Origin of the sequence: Escherichia sp. R1 (assembly GCF_003000935.1) — a bacterium.
Classification (GTDB): domain Bacteria; phylum Pseudomonadota; class Gammaproteobacteria; order Enterobacterales; family Enterobacteriaceae; genus Escherichia; species Escherichia coli.
In genome coordinates this window covers 75,492-89,067 of sequence record NZ_PSRU01000018.1, presented here as the reverse complement: position 1 = coordinate 89,067, position 13,576 = coordinate 75,492, and the positions used below count along the sequence as shown (strand labels likewise).

Annotated in this window: 12 protein-coding genes and 2 pseudogenes; 9 read left to right on the top strand and 5 right to left on the bottom strand. The window is 50.8% G+C overall.

Going from position 1 to position 13,576, the window contains the following annotated elements; genetic code table 11:
* Positions 1–107: 107 nt before the first annotated feature.
* The 3 genes from C4F37_RS20350 (at position 108) to C4F37_RS20340 (ending at position 1,670) form a co-directional block, all read left to right on the top strand.
* Positions 108–401 carry a YcgL domain-containing protein gene (locus tag C4F37_RS20350; protein ID WP_001386210.1) on the top strand — a complete coding sequence of 98 codons (294 nt, stop codon included), beginning with the start codon at positions 108–110 and terminating at the stop codon, positions 399–401.
* Between the two features lie 71 nt (positions 402–472).
* Complete coding sequence (locus C4F37_RS20345) at positions 473–1,132, top strand: fumarylacetoacetate hydrolase family protein (RefSeq protein ID WP_000284277.1); 660 nt, start codon at positions 473–475, stop codon at positions 1,130–1,132.
* 91 nt (positions 1,133–1,223) lie between these two features.
* Positions 1,224–1,670: a YcgN family cysteine cluster protein gene (locus C4F37_RS20340; RefSeq protein WP_001339583.1), complete on the top strand. Its 447-nt coding sequence runs from the start codon at positions 1,224–1,226 to the stop codon at positions 1,668–1,670.
* 206 nt (positions 1,671–1,876) lie between these two features.
* Here C4F37_RS20340 and C4F37_RS20335 read toward each other — a convergent pair.
* A pseudogene (locus tag C4F37_RS20335) lies at positions 1,877–2,200 on the bottom strand (hemolysin E); the annotation flags it as partial.
* 262 nt (positions 2,201–2,462) lie between these two features.
* Between C4F37_RS20335 and C4F37_RS20330 the strand changes: the two are divergent.
* On the top strand, positions 2,463–2,882 hold the full coding sequence (locus tag C4F37_RS20330) for a translesion error-prone DNA polymerase V autoproteolytic subunit (RefSeq protein ID WP_001773894.1): 420 nt from the start codon (positions 2,463–2,465) through the stop codon (positions 2,880–2,882).
* On the top strand, positions 2,882–4,150 hold the full coding sequence (gene umuC, locus C4F37_RS20325) for a DNA polymerase V catalytic protein (protein WP_000457596.1): 1,269 nt from the start codon (positions 2,882–2,884) through the stop codon (positions 4,148–4,150). The genes C4F37_RS20330 and umuC overlap by 1 nt, the downstream gene beginning before the upstream one ends.
* A gap of 44 nt (positions 4,151–4,194) precedes the next feature.
* Here umuC and dsbB read toward each other — a convergent pair whose 3' ends face one another.
* Together dsbB and nhaB are read right to left on the bottom strand one after the other, a co-directional pair.
* Entirely contained in the window at positions 4,195–4,725 is a 531-nt protein-coding gene (dsbB, locus tag C4F37_RS20320; RefSeq protein ID WP_000943452.1) for a disulfide bond formation protein DsbB, read from the bottom strand.
* A 145-nt stretch (positions 4,726–4,870) separates the two neighbouring features.
* A complete protein-coding gene (gene nhaB, locus C4F37_RS20315; protein ID WP_000406391.1) occupies positions 4,871–6,412 on the bottom strand; it encodes a Na(+)/H(+) antiporter NhaB in 1,542 nt (513 codons plus the stop codon).
* 221 nt (positions 6,413–6,633) lie between these two features.
* Here nhaB and fadR point away from each other — a divergent pair, with 221 nt between their 5' ends.
* A complete protein-coding gene (fadR, locus tag C4F37_RS20310; RefSeq protein ID WP_000234823.1) occupies positions 6,634–7,353 on the top strand; it encodes a fatty acid metabolism transcriptional regulator FadR in 720 nt (239 codons plus the stop codon).
* Between the two features lie 162 nt (positions 7,354–7,515).
* Here the strand turns inward: fadR and C4F37_RS20305 are convergent, their stop codons facing one another.
* Positions 7,516–9,048, bottom strand: a complete 1,533-nt coding sequence (locus C4F37_RS20305; protein WP_000190855.1) for a SpoVR family protein — start codon at positions 9,046–9,048, stop codon at positions 7,516–7,518.
* A gap of 329 nt (positions 9,049–9,377) precedes the next feature.
* Between C4F37_RS20305 and dadA the strand changes: the two genes are divergently transcribed.
* Genes dadA through C4F37_RS28430 form a run of 3 tightly spaced genes read left to right on the top strand, consistent with a single transcriptional unit; the run spans position 9,378 to position 11,941 of the window.
* Positions 9,378–10,676 (top strand): D-amino acid dehydrogenase, encoded by a 1,299-nt coding sequence (dadA, locus tag C4F37_RS20300; protein ID WP_001266908.1) that lies wholly within the window; start codon positions 9,378–9,380, stop codon positions 10,674–10,676.
* 9 nt (positions 10,677–10,685) lie between these two features.
* Positions 10,686–11,756 (top strand): catabolic alanine racemase DadX, encoded by a 1,071-nt coding sequence (gene dadX / locus C4F37_RS20295; RefSeq protein ID WP_001538638.1) that lies wholly within the window; start codon positions 10,686–10,688, stop codon positions 11,754–11,756.
* A gap of 14 nt (positions 11,757–11,770) precedes the next feature.
* A complete protein-coding gene (locus C4F37_RS28430) occupies positions 11,771–11,941 on the top strand; it encodes a hypothetical protein (protein WP_418885988.1) in 171 nt (56 codons plus the stop codon).
* On the opposite strand, the pseudogene C4F37_RS20290 reads toward C4F37_RS28430, so the two are convergent.
* Positions 11,879–13,549, bottom strand: a pseudogene (locus C4F37_RS20290) (potassium/proton antiporter); the annotation flags it as partial. The gene C4F37_RS28430 and the pseudogene C4F37_RS20290 overlap by 63 nt on opposite strands.
* Positions 13,550–13,576 lie beyond the last annotated feature (27 nt).

The following is a 13,576-nucleotide window of genomic DNA, read 5'->3' as shown; positions in this document are numbered from 1 at the left end:
GGGGCATGGACTGAACAAACCGTAGAAATCTACAGCTGGCTGGCTTGTGGCGCGGGTTTCATTGATGTTAGCTTATGCCAAAACCTGGCATCTTAAAGAGTAAAAGTATGTTTTGTGTGATTTATCGAAGCAGCAAGCGTGACCAGACCTATTTATATGTCGAAAAAAAAGACGATTTTTCGCGTGTTCCTGAGGAACTGATGAAAGGTTTTGGTCAGCCTCAGTTAGCGATGATTCTTCCGCTGGATGGGCGGAAGAAACTGGTTAATGCCGATATTGAAAAGGTTAAACAGGCATTAACCGAGCAAGGTTACTATTTGCAGTTACCGCCACCACCCGAAGATTTGCTGAAGCAACATCTTTCCGTCATGGGGCAAAAAACAGACGACATTAACAAATAACCGATATCCGGCGGTGGCATTATCTTTGTCGGCGCGGGTTTTCATATCCACGATAAGGTGAGGGGAACGTTATGTATCAACATCACAACTGGCAAGGTGCGCTGCTGGATTATCCGGTGAGTAAAGTAGTCTGTGTTGGTAGTAACTATGCCAAACATATTAAAGAGATGGGCAGCGCAGTGCCCGAAGAGCCAGTGCTGTTTATTAAACCAGAAACGGCACTGTGCGATCTGCGGCAGCCATTGGCGATCCCATCCGATTTCGGTTCAGTTCATCATGAAGTCGAACTGGCGGTGTTGATTGGCGCGACGCTGCGTCAGGCTACGGAAGAGCATGTCCGCAAAGCCATTGCCGGTTACGGCGTGGCGCTCGATCTGACATTGCGTGATGTTCAGGGAAAAATGAAGAAAGCCGGGCAGCCGTGGGAAAAGGCCAAAGCGTTTGATAACTCTTGTCCGCTTTCCGGGTTTATTCCCGCGGCGGAGTTTACCGGCGACCCACAAAATACAACGCTGGGCCTGAGCGTAAACGGCGAGCAACGCCAGCAAGGTACGACTGCGGACATGATCCATAAAATCGTTCCGCTGATCGCTTATATGAGCAAGTTTTTTACCCTCAAGGCCGGTGACGTTGTGCTGACAGGCACGCCTGATGGTGTCGGCCCGTTGCAAAGCGGTGATGAGCTGACAGTCACTTTCGATGGGCATTCTTTGACAACTCGCGTTTTGTAATACTTTTTGCCGCCTGAAAGCGGCGGCAAAACTTGCATCGCTGTGCCAGACTGGTTATAAGGTGCGTTTTAACGTAATGGCGGAACACCTGATGAGCGATGTACCTTTCTGGCAAAGTAAAACCCTGGACGAAATGAGCGATGCGGAATGGGAGTCGTTGTGTGATGGTTGCGGTCAGTGTTGCCTGCATAAACTGATGGATGAAGACACCGACGAAATCTACTTCACTAACGTCGCCTGTCGCCAGCTCAATATTAAAACCTGTCAATGTCGGAACTACGAACGTCGTTTCGAGTTTGAACCCGACTGCATTAAATTAACCCGTGAAAATCTGCCAACATTCGAATGGCTGCCAATGACCTGCGCTTATCGTTTGCTGGCGGAAGGTAAAGGTTTACCTGCGTGGCATCCGCTACTTACTGGTTCGAAAGCGGCAATGCATGGTGAACGTATCTCTGTGCGTCATATCGCAGTAAAAGAATCAGAAGTGATTGACTGGCAGGATCATATCTTAAATAAACCTGACTGGGCGCAGTGATAAATTTAATAGATGTTGATGGGGGCTTTCTTAATATACGTCTGGATGCTCGCCATTTCGTAGCCCTGTTTTTGAAAGCGCTCTGTCATAATGAGAGTTACTCGATACCTTATTATCAACAGGTAACTCTCAATCTTTAAAAAACGTCTGTATTTTTAAATGTGATAAACTTTATACCTTGAGTACATAGAGAGAATAATCGCTTATCAGACTTCAGGTATCTCAAAGAGTGTCTTCTTACCGTGTCTTTTCTGATACTCATTACAAGTGTTAATTATTTTTTTGGCCGCTTCTTTTAGTAAAGAAAGCATTAAATCATCATAATCAACGTAGAATCTGGTTGTTTCAGTTTCCGTTTTTATCTCCCCGATGGCGGCTATTTCGGTGGTTAATTTCAATTTGGCGGCATCGATATCTTTATTCGCTTGTTTAACCGTGTTAGACAGGGTGGTAAAGAAACTCTGCACAGATTTTAACTTGTTCTTCAATTCTGGAATCAGTTTCCCTTCAACTACGCCCGCAGCAATAGAACACAGTTTCTTGATGCCGTCATCCAGTATCTTAATGAGAATGCCTTTCTGGGCGAATGCTTCGATTCTATTTTAAACCAGGTGATATTTTTCCTTTCTGCTGGATGGACGCTGTCGCCAGAAGGCCGCGTGAGCACAGGATAAGAGAACGAAAAATCAGCAGTCTATGCAGCGACAAATATTGATAGCCTGAATCAGTATTGATCTGCTGACAAGAACAGACTACTGTATATAAAAACAGTATAACTTCAGGCAGATTATTATGTTGTTTATCAAGCCTGCGGATCTCCGCGAAATTTTGACTTTTCCGCTATTTAGCGATCTTGTTCAGTGTGGCTTTCCTTCACCGGCCGCAGATTACGTTGAACAGCGTATCGATCTGAATCAACTGTTGATCCAGCATCCCAGCGCGACTTATTTCGTCAAAGCAAGTGGTGATTCTATGATTGATGGTGGGATTAGTGACGGTGATTTACTGATTGTCGATAGCGCTATTACCGCCAGCCATGGTGATATTATCATCGCTGCTGTTGACGGCGAGTTTACGGTGAAAAAATTGCAACTACGCCCGACGGTACAGCTTATTCCTATGAACAGTGCGTACTCGCCCATTACCATCAGTAGCGAAGATACGCTGGATGTCTTTGGTGTGGTGATCCACGTCGTTAAGGCGATGCGCTGATGTTTGCCCTCTGTGATGTAAACGCGTTTTATGCCAGCTGTGAGACGGTGTTTCGCCCTGATTTATGGGGTAAACCGGTGGTTGTGCTATCGAATAATGACGGTTGCGTTATCGCCCGAAACGCTGAGGCAAAGGCGCTGGGCGTTAAAATGGGCGATCCCTGGTTCAAACAAAAAGATCTGTTTCGTCGCTGTGGCGTGGTTTGCTTTAGCAGCAATTATGAGCTTTACGCAGACATGAGTAATCGGGTGATGTCGACGCTGGAAGAACTATCGCCCCGCGTCGAGATTTACAGTATTGATGAGGCATTCTGCGATCTGACAGGTGTGCATAATTGTCGCGATCTGACTGATTTTGGCAGAGAAATTCGCGCAACGGTGCTACAACGTACCCATCTTACTGTTGGTGTGGGGATCGCCCAGACCAAAACGCTGGCTAAGCTTGCCAATCATGCGGCAAAAAAATGGCAGCGGCAGACGGGCGGGGTGGTGGATTTATCAAATCTGGAACGCCAGCGTAAATTAATGTCTGCTCTCCCCGTGGATGAAGTCTGGGGGATTGGACGGCGGATCAGCAAAAAACTGGACGCGATGGGGATCAAAACCGTTCTCGATTTGGCGGATTCAGATATCCGGTTTATCCGTAAACATTTTAATGTCGTGCTCGAAAGAACGGTGCGTGAACTGCGCGGTGAACCCTGTTTGCAACTGGAAGAGTTTGCACCGACGAAGCAGGAAATTATCTGTTCCCGCTCGTTTGGTGAACGCATCACGGATTATCCGTCGATGCGGCAGGCCATTTGTAGTTACGCTGCCCGGGCGGCGGAAAAACTTCGCAGCGAGCATCAATATTGTCGGTTTATCTCCACGTTTATTAAGACGTCACCATTTGCGTTCAATGAACCTTATTACGGCAATAGCGCATCGGTAAAACTGCTGACGCCCACTCAGGACAGCAGGGATATCATTAACGCCGCTACGCGATCTCTGGATGCCATCTGGCAAGCGGGCCATCGCTACCAAAAAGCGGGCGTGATGCTGGGGGATTTCTTCAGTCAGGGAGTCGCGCAGCTCAATTTATTCGATGACAACGCACCGCGCCCCGGGAGTGAGCAATTGATGGCGGTAATGGATACGCTGAATGCTAAAGAGGGCAGAGGAACACTCTATTTTGCCGGGCAGGGGATCCAGCAACAATGGCAGATGAAGCGTGCCATGCTTTCACCATGTTATACAACGCGAAGTTCTGATTTACTGCGGGTCAAATAAACATAGCGGCAGGAAAAAGCGCTCCCGCAGGAGCGCCGAATGGATTAGCGACCGAACAGGTCACGTTTTTTCGCTTTAAACGGCTGGGAAATCACCACCAGCACCGCGACAATCAGGTAAGCGATAAAAATACCGAGCAGCCACTGCGGCATTTCCAGACCTAAAAATTCCCACTGACGCTCGGCGCAATCGCCAGAGGCGACAAACACTTGCGGCACCCATTTATCCAGCGGCAGCCATTCCGGGAAACGAGCCATAAAATCACAGGTCGCAAACGGCGAAGGATAGAGCTGAAGCATGGTGTGCTCGTAAGTTAACTGCACACCGCGGAACGCACTATACAACCAGATAACCATCGCTACATAACGCAGCGGAGTTTTCGGGGCGATCGCGCCAATCAGCGCAGCACCCAGAACGCCGAATAACGCGCAGCGTTCATAAATACAGAGCACGCAAGGTTTCAGTAACATCACATGCTGGAACCACAGCGCCGTCAGTTCCAGTGCCAGAGCAGTAAACGCCATCAACAGCCATGCGCCCCGGCCTTGTGAACATTGGTTCAAAAATCGCAACATAATCATTTCCCTGCAATATGCATAGAGTGCGCAGTTTAAACCAATTCATTCGCTGCGCCACCAGGAGGCAGCAAAAATAGGACGCAATTGGACAATTATCGGGCGAAAAGGCAAACCGGGCATTTATATGCCCGGTAAGTTGTTATCAAAGCGTTGCTATCCAGCCCATTTGCATAAACCATTCGGTTACAGGGGCAAGCGTAAACTCGACGCAGAGCAAGCCGACGAGTGTCAGGACGAGGGTGTAAGGCAGGGCCATCCACACCATGCGCCCATAAGAGAGGCGAATCAATGGCGCGAGTGCAGAGGTCAGCAGGAACAGGAACGCAGCCTGACCGTTCGGCGTAGCGACGGAGGGCAGATTGGTACCGGTATTAATGGCGACCGCCAGCAGCTCGTATTGCTTCAACGTGATAGCGCCACTTTCCATTGCCGCTTTCGCTTCGTTGATATAAATCGTCCCCACGAAGACGTTATCCGAAATGGATGACAGCAGACCGTTGAAAATATAGAACAGCGACAGCTGAGCATGTTCCGATGCCTGCAACACAAACTGAATAATCGGCGAAAACAGTTGTTGGTCGATAATCACCGCGACTACCGAGAAAAACACCGTCAACAGTGCGGTGAATGGCAGAGATTCGGTGAAGGCTTTACCGATAGCATGTTCATCGGTGACACCAGTCAATGATGTCGCCAGAATAATGACTGACAAACCAATCAAGCCAACTTCCGCCAGATGCAACGCCAGCGCAGTCACCAGCCAGACGCCAATAATCGCCTGGACAATCAGACGGATTTTATCCTGACGGGTACGCTGGTGGCGGCTTTGATCGTCAAACTGTTGCAACACTTCGCGGACTTTCTCCGGCAGCGTTTCACCGTAGCCAAACCAACGCAGCTTCTCTACCAGCAGGCAGGTTAACAGGCCACAAATCAGAACCGGGACGGTCACCGGCGACATGCGCAGGAAGAAATCGCCAAAATGCCAGCCAGCCGCTTTAGCGATGATCAGGTTCTGTGGTTCGCCCACCATGGTCATCACGCCGCCTAATGCGGTGCCAACACCGGCATGCATCATCAGGCTACGCAGAAAGCCACGGAACTGTTCCAGAACCACTTTGTAATGCTTGTCGATATGACTATCGTCTTGCAGGTCGGTATCTTCAGTACGGGAAGAGGCTACGCGGTGATAAATACCATAAAAACCGACGGCAACGCTGATCACCACCGCCACGACGGTTAAGGCATCGAGGAACGCGGAGAGGAACGCCGCCGCCACGCAAAAAGAGAGCGACAGCAGCATTTTGGAGCGAATGCTTAACAGCAAACGGGTAAATATGAACAGCAATAGCTGTTTCATAAAATAGATACCCGCCACCATAAACATCAGTAACAGCAAGACTTCAAGATTTGCCGCCACCTCTTCACGGACGTGTTCCGCGCTGGTCATGCCGATGAATACCGCTTCGATAGCCAACAGACCACCGGGGAGCAGCGGGTAGCATTTCAGGGCCATCGCCAGAGTGAAAATAAATTCCGCTACCAGCAACCAGCCCGCGACGAAAGGGCTGATGAGGAAAATTAACGGATTTACGATTAAGAAAATGATGAGGGCGAGTTTGTACCAGTCGGGGGACTGGCCCAAAAAATTGCGCCATAGCGCGCGGCCCCAGGAGATCTCCATGATGGTTTCCCTTACCTTACAAATAATCAATGATGTTTTTATGTTTAAACGCAAAGCTTAACGGTCAGGCAGGAGTGAGGCAAGTCTTGATAGTCAAGGGGAAAGAGATGCGGAAAATGAAGCCTTGATCCCTTTTTTCTTCTTTTTGTCTGCTATCAGCGTAGTTAGCCCTCTGGTATGATGAGTCCAACTTTGTTTTGCTGTGTTATGGAAATCTCACTATGGTCATTAAGGCGCAAAGCCCGGCGGGTTTCGCGGAAGAGTACATTATTGAAAGTATCTGGAATAACCGCTTCCCTCCCGGGACTATTTTGCCCGCAGAACGTGAACTTTCAGAATTAATTGGCGTAACGCGTACTACGTTACGTGAAGTGTTACAACGTCTGGCACGAGATGGCTGGTTGACCATTCAACACGGCAAGCCGACGAAGGTGAATAATTTCTGGGAAACCTCTGGTTTAAATATCCTTGAAACACTGGCGCGACTGGACCACGAAAGTGTGCCGCAGCTTATTGATAATTTGCTGTCGGTGCGTACCAATATTTCAACTATTTTTATTCGCACCGCGTTTCGTCAACATCCCGATAAAGCGCAGGAAGTGCTGGCAACCGCTAATGAAGTGGCCGATCACGCCGACGCCTTTGCCGAGCTGGATTACAACATTTTCCGCGGCCTGGCGTTTGCTTCCGGCAACCCGATTTACGGTCTGATCCTTAACGGGATGAAAGGGCTGTATACGCGCATTGGTCGTCACTATTTCGCCAATCCGGAAGCGCGCAGTCTGGCGCTGGGCTTCTATCACAAACTGTCGGCGTTGTGCAGTGAAGGCGCACACGATCAGGTATACGAAACAGTGCGTCGCTATGGGCATGAGAGTGGCGAGATTTGGCACCGGATGCAGAAAAATCTGCCGGGTGATTTAGCCATTCAGGGACGATAATCCTTCCAGACGGATGACAAACGTATAATTGCCTGATGCGCTACGCTTATCAGGCCTACGTGTTTTTTTGCAATGTATTGAATTTGCGATACTTTGTAGGCCGGATAAGGCATTTACGCCGCATCCGGCAAAAATGAGTCCTCCTCAAACGAGGAGGACTATTTACAGATTTCCCATTCTCGGCGGGCAACGTTCCAGCAACTCGACGCTGCCGTCTTCGTTTTGCTGTTCCAGCATCACATCAAATCCCCACAGGCGATGCACATGCTTCAGCACTTCTTTGCGCCCCCGATCCAGCGGTGCGCGATTATGTGGAATGTAACGCAGCGTCAGCGAACGGTCGCCGCGCAAATCCACGTTCCAGATCTGAATATTCGGCTCCAGATTACTTAAATTATATTGAGACGATAACCGGTTACGGATCTCCCGATAACCTTCTTCATTATGAATAGCGGAAATCTCCAGATAATTATGCCGATCGTCATCCAGCACGGTGAAGAAGCGGAAATCACGCATCACTTTCGGTGACAGGAACTGGCTGATAAAACTCTCATCTTTGAAATCACGCATCGCGAAATGCAGCGTTTCCAGCCAGTCGGAACCGGCGATATCCGGGAACCAGTATTTGTCTTCTTCCGTTGGCGACTGACAAATCCGTTTAATATCCTGGAACATGGCAAACCCGAGGGCATACGGGTTGATGCCGCTGTACCACGGGCTGTTATAGGGCGGCTGGAAGACCACATTGGTGTGGCTGTGCAAAAACTCCAGCATAAAACGTTCCGTTACTTTCCCTTCATCATACAGATGGTTAAGGATGGTGTAGTGCCAGAAGGTCGCCCAGCCTTCGTTCATCACCTGAGTCTGTTTTTGCGGATAAAAATACTGGCTCACCTTACGCACAATACGCAGGATTTCACGCTGCCATGATTCCAGCAGTGGCGCATTTTTCTCCATAAAATAGAGCAGGTTTTCTTGTGGTTCGGACGGATAGCGGCGCGCTTCAGCAACCGTTTTCTCTTCCTCGCGCTTCGGCAGGGTACGCCAGAGCATATTGACCTGACTTTGCAGATACTCTTCGCGACTTTTCTGCCGGGCTTTCTCTTCTTGCAGCGAGATTTTTTGCGGGCGTTTGTACCGGTCCACGCCGTAGTTCATCAGCGCGTGGCACGAGTCCAGAAGCCGTTCTACTTCATCAACGCCATAACGTTCTTCGCACTCGGTAATATATTTACGGGCAAAAATCAGATAATCGACAATCGAACTGGCGTCGGTCCAGCTACGGAATAAGTAATTGTTTTTGAAGAAAGAGTTATGCCCATAGCAGGCATGAGCCATCACCAGCGCTTGCATGGTAATGGTGTTCTCTTCCATCAGGTAAGCGATACACGGGTTAGAGTTAATGACGATTTCATAGGCCAGTCCTTGCTGACCGTGCTTATACAGCCGTTCAGTCTCGATAAACTTTTTACCGAATGACCAGTGCGGATAGTTAATTGGCATGCCGACGCTGGAGTAGGCATCCATCATCTGTTCTGAGGTTATCACTTCAATCTGGTGCGGGTAGGTATCCAGCCGGTAGAGTTTCGCCACCCGGTCTATCTCTGCCAGATAAACATCCAGCAGGTCGAACGTCCAGTCGGGTCCATCGCTCAAACGTGTGGTGTCCTTATTCATAGAATCGATCGTCGCCATACGCGCACCTCATTGTTGTCGGCGCTCTCTGTGTGGAGCACCTCATTTCAAGCATAGAACACCTGTTAAAAACCGCGTCGCCGGAGAATTTTTTTCTTTGCGATTTCTTATTATCAGAGTGCCACTAATCCGCTTCTGAACGGAATTTTATGCTGGATAAAAAGGGCGTTCAGCAGGAGATACTAAAGACGCCATATTGCCGCAGAGTCAGGGAGATGTGAGCCAGCTCACCATAAAAAAGCTGTATGTTGAATAATATTTTCAACTGAGTTATCAAGATGTAATTAGATTATTATTCTTTTACTGTATCTACCGTTATCGGAGTGGCTATGCGAGTTGTCATACTGGGAAGTGGTGTGGTAGGCGTTGCCAGCGCCTGGTACTTAAATCAGGCAGGACATGAGGTCACCGTCATTGATCGGGAGCCGGGGGCCGCCCTGGAAACCAGTGCCGCGAATGCCGGGCAAATCTCCCCCGGATATGCTGCACCGTGGGCGGCACCAGGTGTGCCTTTAAAAGCGATTAAATGGATGTTCCAGCGCCATGCGCCGCTGGCGGTTCGTCTCGACGGTACGCAGTTCCAGTTGAAATGGATGTGGCAAATGTTACGTAACTGCGACACCAGCCACTACATGGAAAACAAAGGGCGGATGGTACGTCTGGCGGAATACAGCCGTGATTGCCTGAAAGCATTGCGCGCCGAAACCAATATTCAGTATGAAGGGCGTCAGGGTGGGACGCTGCAACTGTTCCGTACTGAACAACAGTATGAAAACGCGACCCGCGATATCGCCGTGCTGGAAGATGCTGGCGTACCGTATCAGCTGCTGGAATCCAGCCGCCTGGCGGAAGTGGAGCCCGCGCTGGCAGAAGTGGCGCACAAACTGACGGGCGGCCTGCAGTTACCCAATGATGAAACCGGAGACTGCCAGCTGTTTACCCAGAATCTGGCGCGGATGGCGGAGCAGGCGGGGGTTAAATTCCGCTTTAATACGCCCGTTGACCAACTGCTTTGCGACGGCGAGCAAATTTACGGCGTGAAGTGTGGTGATGAAGTGATTAAGGCCGATGCGTATGTGATGGCGTTTGGTTCTTATTCGACGGCGATGCTCAAAGGCATTGTTGATATTCCGGTGTATCCGCTGAAAGGCTACTCGCTGACCATTCCAATTGCGCAGGAAGATGGTGCGCCGGTATCCACTATTCTTGATGAAACCTACAAAATCGCCATTACCCGTTTCGATAACCGCATTCGTGTCGGCGGAATGGCGGAAATTGTTGGCTTTAACACCGAGCTGTTGCAACCGCGTCGTGAAACGCTGGAGATGGTGGTTCGCGATCTCTATCCACGCGGCGGTCATGTTGAGCAGGCGACTTTCTGGACTGGCCTGCGCCCGATGACGCCAGACGGCACGCCGGTTGTCGGACGTACACGCTTTAAAAATCTGTGGCTGAATACCGGTCACGGCACGCTCGGCTGGACGATGGCTTGCGGTTCCGGTCAGTTGTTAAGCGATCTGCTCTCGGGGCGCACGCCAGCGATCCCGTATGAAGATCTAAGCGTAGCGCGCTACAGCCGTGGATTTACGCCATCACGCCCGGGCCATTTACATGGCGCACACAGCTAAGGAAACGAGATGACCCGTCCGATACAGGCCAGCCTCGATCTGCAGGCATTAAAACAGAATCTGTCCATTGTCCGCCAGGCCGCGCCGCGCGCGCGCGTCTGGTCGGTGGTAAAAGCGAACGCTTACGGGCACGGTATTGAGCGTATCTGGAGCGCGCTCGGGGCTACCGATGGCTTTGCATTGCTTAACCTGGAAGAGGCAATAACGTTACGTGAGCGCGGCTGGAAAGGACCGATCCTGATGCTGGAAGGATTTTTCCATGCTCAGGATCTGGAGATTTATGACCAGCACCGCCTGACCACCTGCGTACACAGCAACTGGCAGCTCAAAGCACTGCAAAATGCGCGGCTAAAAGCACCGTTGGATATTTATCTTAAAGTGAACAGTGGGATGAATCGGTTGGGCTTCCAGCCCGATCGCGTGCTTACCGTCTGGCAGCAGTTGCGGGCAATGGCGAATGTTGGCGAAATGACTCTGATGTCGCATTTTGCCGAAGCGGAACATCCTGATGGAATTTCCAGCGCGATGGCGCGTATTGAGCAGGCGGCGGAAGGGCTGGAGTGTCGGCGTTCGTTGTCCAATTCGGCGGCGACTCTGTGGCACCAGGAAGCGCATTTTGACTGGGTTCGGCCTGGTATTATTTTGTATGGCGCTTCGCCGTCCGGTCAGTGGCGTGATATCGCCAATACCGGATTACGTCCGGTGATGACGCTAAGCAGTGAGATTATTGGTGTCCAGACGCTAAAAGCGGGCGAGCGTGTGGGCTACGGCGGTCGCTATACTGCGCGCGATGAACAGCGAATCGGCATTGTCGCCGCAGGATACGCCGACGGTTATCCGCGCCACGCGCCTACCGGTACCCCTGTTTTAGTGGACGGCGTTCGCACCATGACGGTGGGGACAGTCTCGATGGATATGCTGGCGGTCGATTTAACGCCTTGCCCGCAAGCGGGTATTGGTACGCCAGTTGAGCTGTGGGGCAAGGAGATCAAAATTGATGATGTCGCCGCCGCTGCCGGAACGGTAGGCTATGAGTTGATGTGCGCGCTGGCGTTACGCGTCCCGGTTGTGACGGTGTAACTTGTTATCGCTGGATGCGACCAGCGTCGTATCCAGCGTTACAAAACACATTAAACTTAAGATTCGGCTTCTTCCTCCGCTACCCGAACACCAATCTTCAACACTTCATTATCTTCTTTCTCGGCCACCGTCCAGATCATCCCGGCAAACTCTACCTGGTCACCGACAACCGGTGCTGCGCCTAACAACTGCTGGACGATTTCACCCAGCGTTTGCTGCTTATCGCGATATTCTCGCCCGTCTTCCAGGCCATATATCAGCGCCACATCAGCATATTTGGCGCTGGCTTCGAGAATGAAGTCACCAAAGAAGCGTTGATCCAGCGCGACCGGCGGCGACTGGCTGAACAGTTTACCGAGCGCCGGGAGATCGCGTTCCCGACCAATTACACACAACACATCGCCTTCGCGCAGTCGGGTGCTGCCGGTGGGATGAAGCAACTGGTTATCACGAAACAGTGCCGCAATACGCGTCTCTTTTGGCATATGCAAATCACGCAGTGCCGCGCCCACGCACCATTTATCGGCACTCAATTGATAAACAAACTGCTCCCACGGATTTTCCGGATGAATATCCAGGCCAACGCGTGACACCGGACGTCCCACTGGCGGAACGACCACTTTGGCTTTTTTCGCCGCCCACGAGAGTGATGTTCCCTGCAATAGCAGTGAAACCAGGACCACAAAGAAGGCGACATTAAAGAACAGTCGCGCATTCTCCAGCCCCGCCATCATCGGGAACACAGCCAGAATAATCGGCACCGCGCCGCGTAATCCTACCCAGCTGATAAACACGCGCTCACGCAGATTGAAGCCACGGAACGGTAGCAATCCGGCAAATACCGAAAGAGGACGGGCGAAGAAAATCATCCATGCGGACAAAATGAGCGCCGGAATGGCAATAGGCAGCAGATCGCTTGGGTTAACCAATAGCCCCAGCACCAGGAACATGGCGATTTGCGCCAGCCAGGCGAGGCCGTCGAAATTTTGCAGGATGCCGTAGCGGTTGCGAATCGGCCGATTACCCAGCAGAAAACCGCACAGATAAACAGCCAGAATACCGCTGCCTTCCAGCGCCGTGGTTAAAGCAAAAATTAAAATACCGCCGCTTAATGCCAGCAATGGATATAATCCGGTGGGCAGGGCGATGCGATTAATCATTTGCAGCAGTAAATAACCACCGCCAAGCCCGATGACAATCCCGAGGCCAAATTGCTGCAGAATATCGACCACGAACATCCAACTGACACTGCTTTCATGTTGCTGGATCATCGCAATCAGGGTAATCGTCAGAAAGACCGCCATTGGATCATTACTGCCGGATTCAATTTCCAGCGTCGAGCCAACACGTTCGTTAAGCCCCTTACCACCCAGCAGAGAAAAGACCGCTGCAGCATCGGTGGAGCCGACGATAGCGCCGATTAATAATCCTTCAATCAAATCAAGATTAAACAGCCACGCCGCCATCATGCCGGTTAAACCAGAGGTGATAAGCACGCCCAGCGTCGCCAGCGACAGTGCCGGTCCTAACGCCACACGAAAGGAACTGGCCTGAGTACGCATCCCGCCGTCGAGCAAAATAATCGCCAGCGCCAGGTTACTTACCATGTAGGCGAAGGGGTAATTATCAAACGGGATACCGCCGACGCCATCAACCCCCGCCAGCATGCCGATCGCCAGAAAAATAACCAGAATGGGAATGCCAAGACGGGAAGAAAATGAACTAAGTAATATACTGCTGGTGACAAGGATGGATCCTAAGATGAAAAGGCTAATTATTGTTGTGGCATCCAACGGTCGGTTACTCCTGATTACGCTGTC